The sequence below is a fragment of the Sorangiineae bacterium MSr12523 genome (assembly GCA_037157775.1).
Taxonomy (GTDB): Bacteria; Myxococcota_A; Polyangia; order Polyangiales; family Polyangiaceae; genus Pendulispora; species Pendulispora brunnea.
The window spans coordinates 11,820,300-11,839,117 of sequence record CP089982.1 but is presented as its reverse complement, the minus strand read 5'-3'; the positions used below and the strand labels follow the sequence as shown (position 1 = coordinate 11,839,117).

The following is an 18,818-nucleotide window of genomic DNA, read 5'->3' as shown; positions in this document are numbered from 1 at the left end:
CCCGCAAGCGAACAGGAGTACGAGCGCGTGGCGCGCTAGTCTACCGCGTCCTTCTTGAGCCCCATTTCGATGGCCTTGCGCAGCTCGACCGCTTGCGGCCGGCTCGCCCCGAGGCTTGCCGTCAGCCCGCCACCCCCGAGGCGATCCGACAGCATCAAGGTGAGGAGCCCCTCGAGCAGGCTCGGGCCGCCTCCGCCGTTGGTGCCGTTCGGTCCTCCGTGCCCGCCGACCACCACGCGGGGCACGACATCCACCTTCGCGTCGGCGATGGCCTTGGCGAAATCCTTCATCACCTGCTGCGTGAGCTGGAACTTCGGCCCGCCGTAGGCGCGGACCTGTTCCTCGGTGGCGATGGCCTGCGCGACACCGATGCGCGCCTCCTTCTCGGCCTGGGCCTCGGCGTAGACGCGAATCTTGTCGGCTTCGGCCTGCGCCAGACATCGAATCTGCTCCGCCTGCTGCAGTGAGCGTTGGTACGCCGCACGGCCTTCGTTGGTCTCCACGGTGATTCCGAGCTCGCTTTCGGTGATGCGTGTCTGCTGCTTGGCACGCGCTTCCGCCTCGCGGAGCTCGCGCTCCTTGACGGCGGCCTTTTCCTGCCGCGCGTACGTTTCCACCTGTTCCTCGGCAATCTGCCGCGAGCGGAGTTGCGCGAGGATCTGCTCGATCGAGTGGCCATCGTGGCCCGACGTGGGCGTTCCGATGAGCACCTCCTCGAGCTCGAGGTTGTAGCGCGCGAACTTCTCCTTCATCTCCAAGGCGGCCGAGTTCTGAATCTCGGCGCGCTCTTGCAGCAGCTCGATGATGGTGCGCCGCTGCGCGATGTTCTTGAAGTAGGCCGCCACCATCGGGTCCAAGGTCTGCTCGACGAGCCGCTTGATGTCACCGAAGCGCTGGATGACCAGCGGTGCCTTGCGGTAATCGATGTGCACGACCACGCTGAGCGGCAGCGAAGGCTCGAAGGCGTCGCGCGTGATGAGCGACACCTCGGAGAGGTTCTCGTCGAACTTGTGCGAGCCCGACTGCGCGCGGTTCCACTTCAGGATGAAGTTCGTCGTGGGCACTTGAATGACCTTGCCCGCGTACAGGTTGAACGCGTACTTGCCCGGCAAGAGCGGCTCGTTCCATACGCCGCGCTCGCCCTTGCGTACGAGCTCTCCGTGCTTGTACTCGGAGCCGGAGATGTCGCTGCCCGACTCGCCGGTGTACGAGACGACCACGCCTACGGTGCCCACTTCGACCACCGTTTTCGGGATCATCTCCACCGTCGCGAAGAGCCGGTTGATGTAGTACGTGCCCTCGACGAGCACCTGCAGCTGCCGCCCGCGAAGGCCGCCGCTGGCGAGGAACCGCTCTGGATCTTGGAACTTGTTGTGGTACGTCGAAGGCTGGTGCGGGTCGTCGCCCATGACGGGCGCGATGATCTGACCCTGCGCCAGCGAGGGGCCGTCGTGCACGGTGACGACGCCGAGCAAGTCGTCGGCGCCCTTGATGACCACCGGCGCGAAGCCGCCGCGCGCGCCGATGGTTTGCGCCATTTGCTGAAACGGCGCGAGCTCGTCGCCCGACAGCGGCAGGTAATGAAGCTGCGTCTCGGTGATGACCACGAACTGCGCCAGGTTGATGGCGTACGTGCCCTCACGCAGGATTTTGCGCTGCGGGCCGCGTTGTCCGCCGTTCTTGAGGAACGCCGCCGCATCCTGGAAGTCGTCGGCCGTGGCATTGCTGGCCAAGGTTTGCGTCGGGCCGAGCGGCTCGCCGTCGCGCGCGAAGAGGTATCCGATTTTGCCCTGCGGAATGGTCACCAGCGGCACGCGATGAACGCGGTATTGGAATGGATTGAGGTAGTGGACACCGCCGCGCAGCACCGCAGGCTGAAAACCCGCTTCTCCCGCCAGCGCGATGAATCCTTGTTTGACCGAGCCGCGCTCACTCCAGCGCTTCTCCACGATTCCAATTCGATTGTTCGGAATGACCCGTATACCCAATGCGACCACGAGAAAGACGAAGAGGACGAAACCTACGCCCAAGACGAAATACAGCTCTCCAAGCGCCAGCATGGCTGGTGCTCCTTTCCGCAGAACGAAAGGTCTTCCCCGGAGGTCCGCGGCTTGCCGCGGCCGACTTTCAACGCAGCCCGCCGGCTTCGGGCGAATTGCGCCTTACGCGAGCCATCTCGCGGTGACGGGGTACTCTTTCGTTCGGCACGGGAAAGCTGGATACGAACCTACGCACCCGCAAGGGACAAACGGCAAAAGCGCCGCGGCCCTCGGCCCGACGCCTTGCGTATTAATGCTTTCTTAATCCTGACCCCTCTTAACCCATTCTTGCTCCCTCCCCCTCGGGGGGGAGGGCCGGGGAGGGGGGGACTTGCTATTCGTCGGCGAAAGCCGCCAACTGCGCACTGCGATCCGTATCGAGATCCGTCGTCACCACCGCATACCCCACGCCGTCCGCCTGTGTGACCGCGAGCGAGTACCGATTGAACTTCCCCACGCGCACCTGCGCCGTGCCCACCGCACGCGGCATCAACTCCTCCGCGTCCATCTGGATGTGTCGCGGATCGTAGACGAAGACGCTGACCCGGCGCTCGTCCGCGCCCGTACCAATCTGGTACGTCAGCATGGCCGCACGCTCATGGTGCATCATCGGCAGCACACGCCCGCCGACCAAGCGCGCACCGGTGCGCTTCTCGAAGCTCGTCGGACGAACAGGAACCCCAACGTAGCGTTCCAGATCGCGCACGGCCTTCGGATCCGTGCTCTCGGGCGGCAGCGGCTGCGAATGCTCCGCCACCAAATCTTGAATCAACGAATCGCTGGCCAGCCCCGCCGACACCTTGTCGCTCGTCGTGCTTTTGCTCATCGGCCCGCGCGTGGCAACGCCCCACACCACGGCCAACGCCGCAGCGCTCGCGAGCGGCAATGCCGCACGCCACATCATTCCTGTTTCTCGGCCTGTATCTCCTCGGCCTGCGGGGGCAACACTCGTTCGGCGGCTGCCGAAGAATCCCGCCTGCGCATCCGCGCGACGCTCACCGCGCTCTCGTTCCGCCGCCATGGCCAAGGCCACGCGGGAACGCAGTCCCTCCGGCGCTGACGCCTTCACGATGCGCTTGAGCGAACCGCGAACGGCATGATCGAGCTGCACACGCTCTCGGCACGTCTCGCAGCTGGCGACGTGCTCGTCCACTTCGAGAACCCGGGATGGCTCCAATTCGCCATCGATGTAGGCGCCCAACAGGTGACTGAACTGCGTGCAATGCGTGGTGCTCATGGCGGTCATCATCCGGCTTTGCGCCTCTTCGCTCGATAGGTCGCAAGATCGGTCGGCGCCGACTCTTCGGACGCAGTTCCGACACTGTCCTCACCCTTGACGATACCCAAAGCCAACGCGTGTCCATAGAGGGCACGTTGAAGAAGCTTTCGACCGCGATGCAGCCGGCTCATGACCGTGCCAATCGGGCAGCCCATGATGTCGGCGATCTCTTCGTACGAGAACTCCTCGACGTCGCACAAAACCACGGCCAACCGAAACTCGGCGGGCAGCTTGTCCAGGGCGGTACGAACCTCGCCCTCCACGATGGGCATCAGGGCGATCTGCTCCGGATCGCGAAGTTGACGCATCGTTGACGCGCTCACCCATCCATCCGCCAGCGGGTCGGCATCCGGCCCGTCGAACAGAGCACGCTCCAAGCCGCCTCGGCGGTACTTGTTGATGAACGTGTTGGTCAGAATACGGAAGAGCCACGCTTTCAAGTTGGTACCCGCGCGGAACTGGTCGCGGGCCCGCATGGCTTTGACCATCGTGTCCTGTACGAGGTCTTCCGCTTCCGTTGGATTTCGCGTCAGGCGGCACGCGACGGCATACATCGCGTCCAGATGAGACAGCGTCTCTTCGGTAAAAGAATCGGAATCTTTGAACTTTTCGTCTTCCGCCGCGAAAGCCGACATGGTGGAGCGTCCCTTCACTCGAGGCCAACAGGGGGTATCCGTGAGGTATTCCCTACGATTCCGGCAAAACCCGCAGACACCCCAAACACGTGCAAACCCGCGAAAACCTGCGCAAACCTGGAAGTCTCTGCGCTTGCCTGCACAGGCCGCACAGTAAGCACGGCAACCCGAGGTGGCTCCCTGTACGCCCCACCCTAAACGTTATTTTACATCCTTGTTTTCGCTGTTGCCGTTCTCGCTCTTGGATGGCGTGCTCTTCAATTTCTTCTCGAGCTCTTCAATCCGTTGGCCGAGGCGGCGCACTTCGTTGGTGAGCTGCTCCCACGGCGTGATGCTCGGCAGAACGGCGCGGATGCGTTCGTCGATTTTGTGCTGCCACTCTTCCAGCGTTTCCTTCGCCTGGTCGACGAGGCTTGGCTTGGACGCGTGGGCCTCTTCGACGGGGCGCTCGGGGGTCTCCGCCGCCGCTTCGACCTCGCCTTCCGTCTTGCCCTTCGGCACCGGAATGAGGCGGCCAATCGGACCTTCGCGCAAATCCGAGAGCACCTTCTCCGTGCGCGAGTGAATGAGCTCCTTGAGTGTCTGGAGCGGCACGTTGCGCGCGTGAGCTTTCTGCTCCTCGTAGATGATCTGCGCGAGGGTGACCTCGGTCAGATCTTCTTTCGACGTGTTGTCGATGATTTGCACGTCCTCACCGGTGCGCACCATTTCGGCGATTTGCAGCAGCGTGACGTAGCGACTGTCCTTGGTGTCATACAACTTGCGGTTCGAATACCGCTTGATCACGCGCCGCTGCCGGTCCGGGGACGGTTGCACGTTCTCGGCGGTTTGCGAGCTTGTCTCGGGCTTGGTGTCCACGATTGACGCTGCCTCCGTCTACGGTTTGGAAAAAAAGGGAGAAAACTTCAACCCTCAATCGGCTCACCCCCATACCGATTGGGGATGAGTTCGGGCACTGGTATTAAGATAAGTCCTGCTGTGAAGAGCGTACCTTGATGTGGACGAATCGGGGCGAGGAATTGACGTCACCGGCGCTCGAGGCCGTTGCTGTTTGCGCAAGCTATCCACAGAAGGCTCCGAAAGGCTCGTTTTCGCCTCCCGTTCTCGATGGCGTGGATCTTACCGTGGCCGAAGGAGAGCTCGTCGCGCTTCTCGGTGCCAACGGAGCAGGCAAGAGTACGCTGCTTCGTGTGCTTTCGGGCACGCTCGAGCCAACATCCGGGCAGGTTCGCCTTTTTGGAACGCCGCTCGGTGCCCACGATCGGCGAGCGCTGGCCCGCACGATGGCGGTGGTCGGGCAGACCGAGGAAATGTCCTTCGGTTTCCGCGTGCGCGATGTGGTGATGATGGGCCGGGCCCCCCACCAGGGCGGCTGGATGCGGGCCACCGACGAGGACGTCAGCATCGTGGAGGAGGCCATTCAAAGCTGCGATTTGGCTGCCTTTGCAGATCGGCCGGTGCTGGCCCTGAGCGGCGGCGAGCAGAAACGGGTCGCGATTGCGCGCGCCCTGGCCCAGCGTCCCCGGGTGCTGCTTCTCGACGAGCCGGCTGCATTTTTCGACGTACGGCATAAAATTGCGCTGTACGACCTTCTCGTGGAGCAGGTCGCGCGGCAGAAGCTCGCGTGCGTGGTGGTGATGCACGACATCAACATTGCGTCGCAGTACGCGTCGCGGGTGGCGTTGATGAAGGCGGGGCGCTTCCTCGCCGTGGGCAAGGTGGACGAGGTGATGACGTACGCGCGGCTGCGCGAGACCTTCGACACGGATCTCTACGTCGGCGTGAACGAGCTCACCGGGATGCGCTTTTTTCTGCCGATGCGCGGTCGCTGAAGCTCGAGAGGATCGAACCGCCAAGACGCCAAGGTCGCCAAGATTCGTTGATGTGCTGGTGCAGCCGAGAAAAACGCGCTGCTTCACGAACCTCCAACCCCTTGGCGTTCTTGGCGCCTTGGCGGTTCGACCATCTTCTTCTTACAGCACGCGCTTGAGGATCGACTCGAGCTCGGAGGCATCGGTGAAGCCTTCGCGGACGGCGACGACCTTGCCCTCGCGCGAGAGGATGACCAGCGTGGGCAGGTTGCTCACGCCGTAAGCATGCGAGGTCTCGCCCTCGTCGTCGAAGACGATGGGGTAGGTGATCTGGTGCGAGCGCGCCCACTTGGCGGCGGCGCCGGGGGCGTCGCTGGTGTTGATGCCGACCACGGCTACGCCCTGGCTCTCGTAACGGTGCGCGAGCTTGTCGAGCACGGGCGATTGCGCCTGGCAGGGGCCGCACCACGTGGCCCAAAAATCGAGCACGACGGCTTTGCCTTTGTACTCGTTCAAGGCGAGCGTGCGCTGGCCCATCTGCGGTGCATTGGCAACGAGCTCGAGCTGGAAATCCGGTCCCGGCTTACCCGAAAGCGCCCCGCCCTCCGACGCGCGAAACCAGCGCGGCAGCACGGCGAAGCCCAGAATGACACCAACGACCATCACGGCGATGGCCACCGAATGGTAAATGCTGTTTCCGCCCCCACCAGGTGTTGCGCGCGCGGTTCGGGTCTTCTCGGCCGACATCGTCATGGCTTTCGTGCTTCTACGGTTAGCATGCACCCAAGGTTTCGGCGACTACGCGCAAATGTTCACGAACTCGGGATGCCGCGGCAACGATTCCGTTGCGTCCGCAACCCACGGGGAACCGGCTTCACGGGTCGGTGGCGATGCAGGGGATGGTCATGCAGCGAACGACCTCTTCGGCGCGTTCACCGATTTCGATGTGGAGACGGCGAAGGGTTGATGCGCTCGTCCGCCATGTGCAGAAGTATAGCGGCTAATCGCGGGAGACGCCGCCGGTGGTGGACAAGGGGCGGGAGATCGCGCCCTCGCGGGCCTTGCGGGCGCGGGTTTCGGCTTGGGCGGTGGTGCGGGGGAGGTGCACGATGAAACGGGCGCCGCCCAAGGGGCTTTCGGTGACGTCGATGCCGCCGCCGTGTTCGACGACGATCTTCTTCACGATGGCTAGGCCCAGGCCCGTGCCGTCGTGTTTCGTCGTGAAGTACGGATCGAAGATGCGGCTGCGCGCTTCCTCGGGGACGCCGGGGCCGTCGTCGTCGATGGTGATGATCGCGCCATCTTCCTCGGCCAACGCCTTCACCTGCACGTGCCCGATGACGCTCGCCTCCGAGGTGCGCGCGGCCTCGGGCGCGGCATCGCGGATCGCCTGGACGGAGTTGCGCACCAGGTTCACGAGCACACGGCGCAGCATTTGGCGGTCGATGGCCGCGGTGAGCGGCTCGTCGGGCACGTCCCAGGTGATGTCCACGTTGGCTGCAAGATCGGTGAAGGCGCCCTCGCCCGGGATGCTCGTTTCCTCGAGGTGCGAGAGCTGCTCGGAGCACTCGCGCAAAAACTCGCGCAGGCTCGACTCCTTGAGCTCCACGTTGGGCAGGCGCGCGAAGTTGGAAAAGTCGCCCACCAGGCGGCGCAACGTGCCCACTTCTTCCTCGACGATCTCCAGCGTCGTATCGAGCAGGGCCCGGAAGCGAGGATCCTCGCCGGCGTACTTGCGGTGGCACTCCTGCACGGCAAGCTGGATGGGCGTCAGCGGATTCTTGATCTCGTGGGCCAGGCGCTGCGCCATCTCCTGCCAGGCGCCGATGCGCTGGAGAAACTCGATGCGCGCGCGCGATTGGCCCATCTCGGTGATCATGCGATTGAAGGTGCGCGCGAGATCGGTCAGCTCGTCGGAGCCGGTCACCGGCACGCGCACACTGAGATCGCCCTGCGCCACCAAGTTGATGGCCGCCGCCAGCCGGTTGATGCGCAACGTGACCCCGCGTGCGAGCAAAGTGCCGAGCATGATGGTCACCAAAAACGTGATCCCGAGCAGTGCCGCGAAAGCCAAGAGGTAGCCCTGATAAAGCTCCCCGCGCGAGGCCTCGAGCTGGTGGAAGGTCGTCACCACCGCGCCGTCGCGCTCCAATTCGTCGAGGCGCTGCCGATCGATGGCGAAGGTGGCCACCAGCATGGGCGGCGTGGCGTCCGTCGACAGCGAACGGCGTTGCTCCAGGCTTCGCTCGGAGGCCTCGTCCACCGGCCGGCCGCGATCGCGCGAGGCGAGGGGGCGGTTCTCCGGATCGAAGATGTGGAGCTCGACCAGCGACGGGTACCGCGGAAAGAGCGCATCGAGCTGCGCTTCGACGAGCTCCGTGTTGCGGTGCTCGGCGGCCTCGCGCAGCACCTCGTCGGCCGCGATGGCGTCGGCCTGGTGCTTCATGTCATCGCGGATGGCCTTGACGTAATCTTTGTAGACGGCGACGCCCCGATCGAGCTGCTGCCCCACCTCCGGGTTGAACCAGATGGAGGAGGCTTGCCGGAAGAGCGAATTGGCGAAGAGCATCGCCACGAGGAGCGGCAGCATCGCCGACAGCAAAATGGCCAGCGCGAGTCGCCGCTCGGTCTTACCCGGAATACGCACGACCTCAGTGTACTACGGTCCCCACCAGAGCATCCGATGGACGACGGGCTTCTTCTCCCATGACACGACGATCACGAGCTGATCGTCTTCGGTCTTCACCACCGGATCGGGGAACGATTCCGCGGGGATGAACGACGACTTGTGAAAGCCCGAGCGATCGAGCCATATCAAATGAAGGCCGCCCTCGCCCGGTCCGTACATGAGGAGCATGCGCCCCTCGTCGCCTTCGCCGAGCAGCAGAAAATCCAGCCAGCGAAGCCCGAGCTCGGAAAAGCGTTCGGCGCTGGGAAAATCTTTTCCAAGATCGCGCAACTCGGGAAGGTGCGCCTTGAGATGTTTGTACAGTACATCGTAGCGAACGCCTTTGGCGATGCGCGGTAGGCGCCGCTCCTTTGGCGCGATGCTCGGGAGCGACGTGGCTGGCCAGGTCGGAACCTCCACATGGGTGCGGTAGCGATCGGCCAAGGTGCCCGCATCGTCGTCGGCCAGCGATTTGAGCCACCACTGGAAGATCGCGAGCTGCGCCTCGCCCGCCGGGGAGACGAGCTCGATGACGCTCTCCCAGAGCGGCCTTCGCACCGCCCAGTGCGCTTGGCGCCGTGAATCATGCAGAATGCACGCACCGACGTAGGCGGCGCCGTGCACCACCACGTTGAACAGCTCATTCTCGGCCGTGCCCGCCTCACCCGCCACCCGCCACGCGTCGCGCCGCTCCGGCGTGAGCGCTGCGCTCAAGCGATGGACGCTCGCGTCGGTGAAATCGAGGTGGACCTCACGCCCCAACAAGGTGTCGGCGCGGGCCACGAAGATGCGCGCGGCATCCTCCAGGTGCGCCAAAATGGCTGGGTTTTTCCCTGGATTGGCATCCACAGTTCGGGCGCGCGCCAGGTCGCCCTGCACATCGGGCGGGTAGAGCGGCAAGAAGTGGGTCCGAAAGAGGGCCTCGGCGGTGATCGGCATGGCGCGTCAATCTAGTCTATGCTCGGTCGCCGTGCTCACCGCGGATGTGCGTTTCGAAGGGTGGAAGACGGAAGACTGGTCGCGTTTTCTCGATCTGTGGAAGCCGCGGGCGGTCAAGGTCGAGGCGGAGCCGACGCGGCCGCGCGGCGGGGTGATCGCCATCGTGGAAAAGGACACCGTGCTGAAGCTGATTCACACGGCCAAAGGGCGGATTGCCCCGCCACCGCCGCCCGCGCCCGATGCGCCGCCCTTTTCGCTGGCCGAGCTGGCCAATTCGCAGCGCGCGAGTTGGGGCATTGCCGCGGAGCGCGGGGCGCTCGATGAAGTGATGGAGCGCTTCGGCGCGCGCACGCGGCGCGGGGACGACATCACGCAGCAGGCGCTGCTCCTGGTGACCATCGTGCGCGAGATGATCCGCGAGGGCGGCATCGAGAGCTGGCCGCGAAGGCTGCACGGCGTGCCCGTGCCCACGCCGCCGATGATCGACCGCACCATCGGATCGATCTGCGCCGACGGGCACACCATCGCGCTGGGCATGTTCAAGGACGAGGAACTGTGGACCGCCTTCGTGGCGCGGCGGCGCGGGCGCGGGTTCGACGTGCTCGCCGGACCCGACGAGCTGCGCCCCGCCATGGGCGTGCTTTCGGGCGAGTGGCGCCGCGATTACCGCCACCTCGTGCGCGCGGTCGAGGATCATTACGGGCCGCTCTCGCTGGGCTTTTTCGCGGAGGTGGAACGCTTTCGCGAGCTGCAGATCGATCCGCGTCCCGGGGCGTGGGGCCGCGCGGTGGCCTTGCGCGACGTGGTGGTGACGCCCATCCCGAGCGCGGTGGGGCTTGCGCTCGGGGTCGACGTTTCGCGCTATGCGCTGGAAGGCCTGCGCAATTTCACGGCGCGCATCGGTTGGTTCGAGCCGGTGGTGCAGAGCATGCGCAAGCGCCTCGGATCGGCCGCCACCGGTGCCGACGTGACCGTGTCCGGCGCCTTGGGCTTCGATCCGATGGCCGCGTTGCGCGCCCTGCTCCGCCGCTAGTTGACCTTGATGACCGGATCGTCGGTCTTGCAGCCCAAGACGATGCGGATCTTGCCGCCGGGATCACTCCGCAGCGTGTTGCACGAGGCGCCGTTCAACGTGATCTTCGAGGGCAGCTCGCCCGCGTCGGCGTTGTAGTTGTTGTAAATCCAGCCATTGGAGGAATCGTGTTTGAGCTGCTGCGGCGCGCCGCCGTTGCCGGGCTCGTACACCACGTTGACCCGCTCGGGATCGATCTGGCCCGCGTCGGCCGAGGATTTCTCCAAGGGGAAGTCGCAAGGCACGACGATGTCGCGGATGGAGTTCATCGCGCGAATGAAGTCGGCGGCAATCTGCTGCGAATTGCGTTCGCCGGGGGTGATCTGGAAATGGCACGGGATGCTGTTGGGATCGCCGTCGGCCCAGTTTGGGTTGCACCCGGGCGCGGGGCTGCCGCCGGCCACGGCCATCTTTCCGAGGAGTCCCTCGTCGTAGTCGCCCACGTCCGATGTAGGATCGCCCACGCCGATGACATAGGTCGTGATGGACGGGTTGCCCGCTTTCAGTGCGGCCACGGCCTGGCGCACGGCCTCGTTTTCCTGCGGTTGCGAGTAGCCTTCACGCGGCGAGGGGACGCCGTCGGTGATGACCACGAGCACCCGTTTGCCGCCGCTGGCCAGCGACGTGGGCGGGTTGGCCGGATCGAACCTGGCCAACACGGCGCCTTGGCCGGTGATGGACGCATAGAGCGGGGTACCACCCTGCGGGTACACCGTTGCCGCGCCGTTGGACTTCGGCGCCATGCGCTGCTTGATGCTCGCAGCTTGGTTCGCATCCACCCTGTTGATGGGGATGTCGATCCTCGAGTAGTCGCCACCGTTGGCCGGCTCCGTGCTGGAGAACAAGAGGAAGCCAACGCCGAACGTCGTGTTCTGTTCGTTGGACAAGGAGTCGACGAAGGAGCCGAGCGATCCGCGGGCCGCGAGCCACTTCTTGCCGGTCAGGCCGAACCAGGATTCATCGCACGCACCGATGAGCGGGCAGGGGTTCTTTCCGTCATCCCTCTTGGCGGGGCGGTTCGGATTGAGAGGATCCTTTTCGCGGCCGCCCGGGATGTACGTGTTGGGCGGATCGCCGTTGTAGGCATCCATGCTTCCCGAGCCGTCCTGCACGATCTGCATGTAGACGGGTACGCGGAACGCTTCGGCGCGCGCGCCTGCGCACGCGGTTCCATCCCAGCTCGCATCCCTTCCGCTCCCGATGCCGCCTTCCCCGATGCTCACGCCGCCGCCGTCGTCGTTCCCGTTCGGGCCACCGTTGCCCGACTGCGATAAGTTGGGGAACTCGGACATGTCTTCGGTGCCGGTGCTGCAGCCTTGTGCAATCACTGCGACGATCGACGCGATCGCCGGCAAGGCCACCAGCAAAGTCCTTCGAGGCATAGCGAACCCTCCTTGGGTATTCCGAAAAGGCTAAGGGGGATGGAATCGAGCGTGTTGCTACGACGACTAAACGTAGCAGGCTCTCTCGCTACACACCTCTTTTTGCACGATGAACGGGGCTTAAGGTGCGACGGTACGGTACACCTTCGCACGCTCCAGCAGCATTACTGATCACGCTCTCACGTGATCGCGCTGTCATGCATCGTTAGGCATCTGTGACATTGCCATCGCTGGCGTCACTCGCATCGGCCGCATCGGTCGGGGCATCGATCGTCGCGTCTTGTGTGGTTCCGCCGTCGTTCGTGCTGCCCGCGTCGGGCGGAGGTTGCGACGATCCGCCATCGGTGAGGCAAAAGGCACCGCGCTCCAAGGCGGCAATCGCCTCGACGCAGCCGGGCTGCAGACCACTGGTATCGAACTGAGGAGGGTACGGAGGACACTGCCGGCTCACGTACACGGCCGTCTCGGCCCCCGCTCCCGATGAGCGAGGGACGAGGCACTTGATGGCGCAGTTCGAGCCGGGATCGTCCCCCGACACGACGTCGAGGGACTGCGTTGGCCCGAGGCATCCCCGCGCGCGATCGTACGCGCGTGCACCGTAGGCGTGCGAGCCATCGTCGCACGATGCGAGCGCCGCGATGCCCAAACCGACGGCGAGCGCCGAGACCACGGCGGCCCGCACGATCGAAGAAGCGCGCTTTTTCGGGGGATGCAGCATGGTGTCAGCTCTGGGGCTCGATCACACGGATGCGAAGCTCCGTGAGTTGATCGGGGCTGGGACGCGTCGGGGCGTCGGTCATCAAGTCCGTTCCCTTTTGCGTCTTGGGGAAAGGGATCACGTCGCGCAGGCTTTCGGCGCCGGAAACGAGCATGGCCAAGCGGTCCATGCCCACGGCGATGCCGCCGTGCGGCGGTGCGCCGAACTTGAGCGCATCGAGCAAGAAGCCGAACTTTTGCCGCGCTTCCTCCTCGCCGATGCCCATGGCCGCGAACACCTTGGCCTGCACCGCGGGATCGTGGAGACGGATCGAACCGCCGCCGATCTCGAAGCCGTTGAGCACGAGATCGTAACGGTGACAGAGCACCTTGCCCGGATCCGTGTCGATCAAGTCGACGTTCCCGTCGTGCGGGCGCGTGAAGGCATGGTGGGCGGCGACCCACTTCTTCGCCTCGTCGTCGTACTCGAACAGGGGCGGGTTCACGACCCAGAGGAACTTGAACTTCCCGCCGTGGCCGACCTCGGGGATCAACTTGAGCTTCTTGGCCAGGTGCACGCGCAGGTTGGCCATGACCGTCTGCACGACGCTCTCTTTGCCGAACTGGAAGAGGATCAAGTCGCCATCCTTGGCGCCGACGGCCTCGTTGATGGCCTTGCGCATCTCCGGCGTGACCGTCTTGGCCAGCGGCGACTGTGTCCAGTTGCCCTCGGCGTCGACCTTGGCGCGGGCCAGGCCTTTGGCGCCCATGCCCTTCACGAACTCCTCGAGCTTGTCCACCTCGGTGCGCGAGAGCGAATTGCCCCCCACCGACGCGGGGACGCGCAGCGCCTTCACGATTTCCGCAGGAAGATCGCGGCGGTAGGTGCCCTTGGTGAACTTCTCGGCGATGTCCTTGAAGAAGGGGATGCCGCCGCCGCCGTGGTCGATGACCACGCCCGTGAGATCCGTGTGGGGCAAGTCGAAGCGAAGGTCCGGCTTGTCGTTGCCGTAGTACTTCATCGACTCCTCGAAGGGCATCTCCGGGAAGCGGCCCTCCGGGTAGAGATCGTGCAGGTCGATGCCCAGCGCTTCCTTCCACAGCGCGAAGATGAGGCCTTCCATGGTGCGGAAGACGTCGTCCTGGCTGACGAAGGACATCTCGACGTCGATCTGGGTGAACTCGGGCTGGCGATCGAGGCGCGGGTCCTCGTCGCGGAAGCATTTGACGATCTGGAAGTAGCGGTCGAAGCCCGCCACCATGTACAGCTGCTTGAAGAGCTGCGGGCTCTCCGCCAGCGCGTAGAATTTGCCTTGGTGCACGCGGCTGGGGACGAGGAAGTTGCGCGCGCCGCCGGGCGTGTACTTCACCATGAAGGGCGTCTCGAGCTCGAGGAAGCCCTTGTCGTCGAAGTAGCGGCGCGTCGCCTGGTGCAGGCGGTGGCGGATGCGCAACGTGCGCTGCAGCGGCGCGCGGCGCAGGTCGAGGTAGCGGTACTGAAGGCGCTTTTCCTCGGAGGTGTCCAGCTCGTCGATGATCTCGAAGGGCGGCGTTTCGGCCTTGTTGAAGACCCCGAGCTCGATGACGTGGACCTCGATTTCGCCGGTGGGCAGGCGCGGGTTCTTGTTCGAGCCGCGGCCGACGACGAGGCCGCGCACGCCGATGACCCACTCCGAGCGGAGCGACTGGGCGAGCTCGTAGGCGGCCTTGGGCAGATCGCCATGGCCGCTGCGATTCGGATCGAACACGAGCTGCGTGATGCCCTCGCGGTCGCGCAAATCGACGAAGACGCAGCCGCCGTGATCGCGATAGCTGGCGACCCAGCCAAAGAGAACGACTTCTTTGCCCTCGTCTTGTGCGCGGAGTTGTCCGCAGTGCGCGTTGCGTTTCAGCTCGTCGATGAACCTGGCCAAGGCCGACCTCGCTTCGAAAATATGAAAAGGTAAACGGGTCGGGCATTCTATGCCTCGCCGTGTCATCGCGAAAGTTGGAACGCTTTCGCGATCTGGTGTTCCCTCGGGCGCGGATGGGGACGCGTTTCGAGCAGGCAACGCTGGCCGCGGCTGCCGTTTTTCCGGCGCTTACAGCCGTGCTGCACGCGGAAAACGTGGCCGATGCCGCGCACGATGGCGGGGTGATCCGCACGGTGGGCCTGGGTTGGGCCGGGCCCTGGCAGGCGCTCGATGCCTGGATTGCGGCGCCTTTTTTGATGCTGCCCATCGGCACCCAGGTCTTTCGGGCGGCGTTGGCGTCGGCGGTGGTGTGCGGTCTGGCCGGGGCGGTGATGTACGGGATGGCCCGGGCGCTGCTCGCGGCGTGCGCACCGACGCGGTGGCTTGGTCCCGCGGTGGCGGCCATCGCGTCGGCCATGGCGGCGCTGTCGATGGCCTGGCAAACCGAGGCCCTCGCACCGGGCGGCGCGACGGCGGGCGCGCTGTTGGTGCTGCTCGCGGTGTGGGCGGCGGGCTCGCAGCGGGCGGTGTGGACGGCGTTTTTCACGCTGTCCGCCTTGATTTACGAGCCTTGGGCGGGGGCTGCGGCGGTCGTGGGGGCGCTCTTCGCCGGAGGAACCGCGTTTCTGCAAGGCCGTCGGCCGGCGCGGCCCGGGCCACGCGAGCTGGCGTTGGTCGCCGCGGCGCTGGGGCCCCTCGTTCTATTGGCGGTGCGCCGTCCGCGGACGGCGTTTTTCGCGACGGTGCCTTGGTTCGACCTGGAGGCGCTGCCCGCGCACCCGATGTTCGTCGCGCACGCGCAGCTCGGGTGGCTGGCCCTCGCGTTGGCGGCGGCGGGCACGGTGGCGGCGCTTCTCGCGGCGGGCGCCCGTCCGCTGGCCATGGGCCTCGTGGGCGTGGTCGGGGCGAGCGCCGGCGCGATTGCCTGCGGTGCGGCGGCGGTGGGGCCGACGCACTTCGGGCCGGTGATCTTGGCCGGCGTGGCCGGGTTGGCCTTGCTCTCCGCCGTGGCGATGCACGAGCTCGTGCGCATGGTGCATCGCGCGCAGGTTCCTCTGGCATCGGCGAGTGCCGCGATGATCGTGCTGCTCGAGCTGACGTTCCCGGTGGTCCTGTTCGACGAGGCCACGCTTCGCTCCGAGGAGCGCACGCGCGCGGCGCAGGTGGCGTGGCACGAGGCGCTGTTCGGCGGGCTTCCGGCGCGCACCGTGCTGCTGGCCAGCGACGGGCGCTTTCTCGAGCATCTGGCCGCGCTGCGGGCGTCGCATTTGCTTCGCGGCGATCTGGCCGTGGTCTCCACGGCGCATCTGAACGCGCGCCCGGCGATGCGCGAGCTGGCACGCGAGCCAAAGCTCGCCGCGTTTTTCCGCGACATGGCCTTGAATGGGCTTCCCAGCGAGTGGGCCCTCACGACCTTGGCCAGCGAGCGTCCGCTCGCCGTGCTGTTCGAGCCCGCCTGGGACAAGAGCATCGCGCGGCATCTGATCGCGAGCGGCGCGGTCGATCTTTTTCACCCCGAGCCGCGCAGCACCTTGGAGCGCAAACGCGCGCTCGAGGCATTTTCTCCGGTGCGCGAGCGCTGGGAGCAGCTGCTCGCGGCGCCGGAGAACCCCGATGTGCGCGCGATCGTGGCCGTGCCGCTTCAATCGCGGGCCGAGGCGCTCGCGGCCACCCACGAGCGCGAGCTCGCCTCCCGCACCGAGGAGGACTTGCGCGCCGTCACACAGCTTCGAAATAGCGGCGCAGTTCCCACTCGGTGACGACGCGCTCGTACTGGCGTACCTCCCAATCGCGGGTGCGCACGTAATGGTCGACGAAGGGCTCGCCGAGAATGGCGCGTGCCTCGTTGCAGCGTGAAAGAAGCGCCGTGGCGTCTTTGAGGGTGCGCGGCAAGCTCTGGAAGCCGGACCCTTCGCCCGAGGTGTCGCCCTTGCCCTCGGCGGGCGGCTCCACCTCGTTCTCGATGCCCCAGAGACCCGCGCCGAGGCACGCGGCCATGGCGATGTACGGATTCATGTCGGCGGCGGTCTGGCGGTATTCGAGCCGCGTGGATTTCTCGTCGCCGGGGATGGCGCGGATGGCGCACGTGCGGTTCTCCACGCCCCAGGACGCGGTCAGCGGCGCCCACACGCCGGGGACGTAGCGCTTGTAGCTGTTGATGGTCGGCGAATAGAGCGCGGTGAGCGTCGCCATGTTGGCGATTTGCCCGCCCACGTAATGGCGCGCGATCTTGCTCAACTTTTGCGGATCGCTCGGATCGTAAAAGGCATTCGTCTTGTCGCTGCGCCGCCAAAGCGATTGATGCAAATGGCCACTTGCTCCGGGCAAGTCGGCATTCCACTTTGCCATGAACGTCACGGAGAGTCCGCGGCTCGCGCAAAGCTGTTTCATCGCCGTTTTGAAGAGCGCCGCCTTGTCGGCCATGCGCAATGCGGCGTCGTAGCGGAGGGCGACTTCGTAGACCCCGGGGCCGGTTTCCGTGTGCAGGCCCTCGATGGGGATGTCGAAGGCCGCCATGCGATCCATGATGTCGTGGAGCAGTTCCGCGTGCTGCCCTTCGCGCACCCAGGAATAGCCGAACATGCCCGGCGAAAGCGGCGTGAGGTTGCGAAATCCCTTTTCGTGCAGAGACTCGGCGCTTTCGCGAAAGATGAAAAACTCGTACTCGGCGGAGAACACCGGATCGAAGCCGCGCGATTGGGCGCGGGCGAGCACGCTTTTGAAGAGCGAGCGCGGACAGGCCGCATGGGCCGAGCCGTCCTTCTGGACGAAGTCGACGAGGAAGGCCGCGGTGTCCGGTTCCCAGGGGATCACGCGGAAGGTCTCGGGATCGATGCGCGCGTGCGCATCGGGGTAGCCGGTCGACCACCCGGTGACCTTGGCATTGTCATAGAGCACGTCCGCGATGTCCCAGCCGAAAATGACGTCGCAAAAGCCAAATCCGTGCTCGAGCGCGCTCCAGAATTTGTCGAGCGCAACGTATTTGCCGCGCAAGACTCCGTCGACGTCGAAGCCGCCGACCTTGACCTTGCGAATACCCCGCGCCTCGAACTCCGCCCTCAGGTTCGTCCCGTCTCGCATGGTGCCGAGGCTACCGTATGCTAAACGAGCGCGCATGCCGCATGATCGCCCCTTCGACCCGAATGCCGCCGCGCCCGCGGATTCGGGAGTTTTCGGCCTCTCCGATTCGCCCGAGGAAGCCGGTGTGGTCCTCATTCCCGTCCCGTGGGACGTCACGACATCGTACCGGGCGGGCACGCACAAGGGGCCGCAGGCCATTCTAGAGGCTTCGCGGCAGGTCGATCTCTTCGACATCGAGACGGGGCGGCCTTACGAGGCGAAGATCGCGCTGCTCGACGAAAACGAGGAGATCCGCATCTGGAACCGCGAGGCGCGTGTGGATGCGGAGGCGATCATCGCCGAGGGCGGGCGGGTCGAAGCGGGATCGCCGTTGGCCGCGCGCCTGGCCAAGGTGAACGCGGTGAGCCGGCGCGTGAACGATATGGTCTACGAAACCGCGCGCCAGTGGATCGCGCGGAAGAAGATCGTGGGCCTGGTCGGCGGCGATCATTCGACGCCGTACGGCACCATCCGCGCGCACGCGGAGGCATACCCCGGCCTGGGGATCCTGCACGTGGATGCACACGCGGATCTGCGACACGCCTACGAGGGCTTCGAGTACTCCCACGCCTCCATCATGGAGTCCGTCACCCGTGAGATTCCCGGCGTTTCACGCCTCGTGCAAGTGGGCATCCGCGATCTCTGCGAGGAGGAGCACGACCGCATCGAGGGGAGCGGCGGAAAGATCCGTACCTTCTACGACGTGGACCTCGCCGCCTCCCGCCGCCGCGGCCAAATCGACGACCACTTCGCCCGCATCGCCCGCGAGCTCCCCGATGACGTCTACGTCTCCTTCGACATCGACGGCCTCGATCCGGTCCTTTGCCCCAACACCGGCACCCCCGTCCCCGGCGGCCTGGCCTTCCACGAAGCCTCCGCTTTATTGCGCGCCGTCGTCGAAGCCAAAAAGCGCATCGTCGGCTTCGACCTCAACGAAGTCGCCCCCTCCCCAAATAGCGACGACGAATGGGACGGCAACGTCGGCGCCCGCATCCTCTACAAACTCATCGGCTGGACCCTCCGCTCGATGAAAAGCTAGAAGATTTTACAGGGAGGGGGGGAGGCGGGGAGGGATACGGCACGAATCCCACCGCGCACCGAGGCTAATTTGGTTTTCAATGCGCCCACTGGGCCAACTGAAAACCCAAAAAAAGCCTAGGCACCCGGTGGGATTCGCGTTGTTTCCCTCCCCGCCTCCCCCTCTCCCTGTTCAATCTCTCCGGCC

15 protein-coding genes are annotated in these 18,818 nt (G+C 65.4%); 4 read left to right on the top strand and 11 right to left on the bottom strand.

Going from position 1 to position 18,818, the window contains the following annotated elements; translation table 11 throughout:
- Positions 1 to 35: 35 nt before the first annotated feature.
- The 4 genes from LZC95_46665 to LZC95_46650 form a co-directional block, all read right to left on the bottom strand.
- Entirely contained in the window at positions 36 to 2,060 is a 2,025-nt protein-coding gene (locus LZC95_46665; GenBank protein ID WXA93926.1) for a hypothetical protein, read from the bottom strand.
- A gap of 313 nt (positions 2,061 to 2,373) precedes the next feature.
- Positions 2,374 to 3,276, bottom strand: a complete 903-nt coding sequence (locus tag LZC95_46660) for a zf-HC2 domain-containing protein (protein ID WXA93925.1) — start codon at positions 3,274 to 3,276, stop codon at positions 2,374 to 2,376.
- 8 nt (positions 3,277 to 3,284) lie between these two features.
- Positions 3,285 to 3,953: a sigma-70 family RNA polymerase sigma factor gene (locus LZC95_46655; protein WXA93924.1), complete on the bottom strand. Its 669-nt coding sequence runs from the start codon at positions 3,951 to 3,953 to the stop codon at positions 3,285 to 3,287.
- A gap of 201 nt (positions 3,954 to 4,154) precedes the next feature.
- The gene (locus LZC95_46650; protein ID WXA93923.1) at positions 4,155 to 4,811 is read right to left on the bottom strand and encodes a hypothetical protein; all 657 of its coding nucleotides are present in this window, start codon (positions 4,809 to 4,811) and stop codon (positions 4,155 to 4,157) included.
- A gap of 137 nt (positions 4,812 to 4,948) precedes the next feature.
- Between LZC95_46650 and LZC95_46645 the strand changes: the two genes are divergently transcribed.
- Positions 4,949 to 5,785, top strand: coding sequence for an ABC transporter ATP-binding protein (locus LZC95_46645; protein ID WXA93922.1), 837 nt, complete (start codon positions 4,949 to 4,951; stop codon positions 5,783 to 5,785).
- Positions 5,786 to 5,926: 141 nt separating this feature from the next.
- On the opposite strand, the gene LZC95_46640 is transcribed toward LZC95_46645, so the two are convergent.
- The 3 genes from LZC95_46640 to LZC95_46630 all read right to left on the bottom strand — a co-directional run bounded on the left by LZC95_46640 (position 5,927) and on the right by LZC95_46630 (position 9,371).
- Positions 5,927 to 6,517, bottom strand: a complete 591-nt coding sequence (locus LZC95_46640; protein ID WXA93921.1) for a TlpA family protein disulfide reductase — start codon at positions 6,515 to 6,517, stop codon at positions 5,927 to 5,929.
- A gap of 247 nt (positions 6,518 to 6,764) precedes the next feature.
- On the bottom strand, positions 6,765 to 8,411 hold the full coding sequence (locus tag LZC95_46635; GenBank protein WXA93920.1) for an ATP-binding protein: 1,647 nt from the start codon (positions 8,409 to 8,411) through the stop codon (positions 6,765 to 6,767).
- 12 nt (positions 8,412 to 8,423) lie between these two features.
- Positions 8,424 to 9,371 carry a hypothetical protein gene (locus tag LZC95_46630; protein ID WXA93919.1) on the bottom strand — a complete coding sequence of 316 codons (948 nt, stop codon included), beginning with the start codon at positions 9,369 to 9,371 and terminating at the stop codon, positions 8,424 to 8,426.
- On the opposite strand from LZC95_46630, the gene LZC95_46625 reads away from it, so the two are divergent.
- The gene (locus LZC95_46625) at positions 9,370 to 10,404 is read left to right on the top strand and encodes a hypothetical protein (GenBank protein WXA93918.1); all 1,035 of its coding nucleotides are present in this window, start codon (positions 9,370 to 9,372) and stop codon (positions 10,402 to 10,404) included. The genes LZC95_46630 and LZC95_46625 overlap by 2 nt on opposite strands.
- Here LZC95_46625 and LZC95_46620 read toward each other — a convergent pair.
- From LZC95_46620 to aspS, 3 genes are all read right to left on the bottom strand, one after another.
- On the bottom strand, positions 10,401 to 11,825 hold the full coding sequence (locus LZC95_46620) for a hypothetical protein (protein ID WXA93917.1): 1,425 nt from the start codon (positions 11,823 to 11,825) through the stop codon (positions 10,401 to 10,403). The genes LZC95_46625 and LZC95_46620 overlap by 4 nt on opposite strands.
- A gap of 205 nt (positions 11,826 to 12,030) precedes the next feature.
- On the bottom strand, positions 12,031 to 12,543 hold the full coding sequence (locus LZC95_46615; protein ID WXA93916.1) for a hypothetical protein: 513 nt from the start codon (positions 12,541 to 12,543) through the stop codon (positions 12,031 to 12,033).
- 4 nt (positions 12,544 to 12,547) lie between these two features.
- Complete coding sequence (gene aspS / locus LZC95_46610; GenBank protein WXA93915.1) at positions 12,548 to 14,434, bottom strand: aspartate--tRNA ligase; 1,887 nt, start codon at positions 14,432 to 14,434, stop codon at positions 12,548 to 12,550.
- A gap of 59 nt (positions 14,435 to 14,493) precedes the next feature.
- On the opposite strand from aspS, the gene LZC95_46605 reads away from it, so the two are divergent.
- On the top strand, positions 14,494 to 16,233 hold the full coding sequence (locus tag LZC95_46605; protein ID WXA93914.1) for a hypothetical protein: 1,740 nt from the start codon (positions 14,494 to 14,496) through the stop codon (positions 16,231 to 16,233).
- On the opposite strand, the gene LZC95_46600 is transcribed toward LZC95_46605, so the two are convergent.
- Entirely contained in the window at positions 16,193 to 17,554 is a 1,362-nt protein-coding gene (locus LZC95_46600; protein ID WXA93913.1) for a glutamine synthetase family protein, read from the bottom strand. The two genes, LZC95_46605 and LZC95_46600, sit on opposite strands and share 41 nt — an antisense overlap.
- A 34-nt stretch (positions 17,555 to 17,588) precedes the next feature.
- On the opposite strand from LZC95_46600, the gene LZC95_46595 reads away from it, so the two are divergent.
- On the top strand, positions 17,589 to 18,632 hold the full coding sequence (locus LZC95_46595; protein ID WXA93912.1) for an agmatinase family protein: 1,044 nt from the start codon (positions 17,589 to 17,591) through the stop codon (positions 18,630 to 18,632).
- Positions 18,633 to 18,818: the final 186 nt, after the last annotated feature.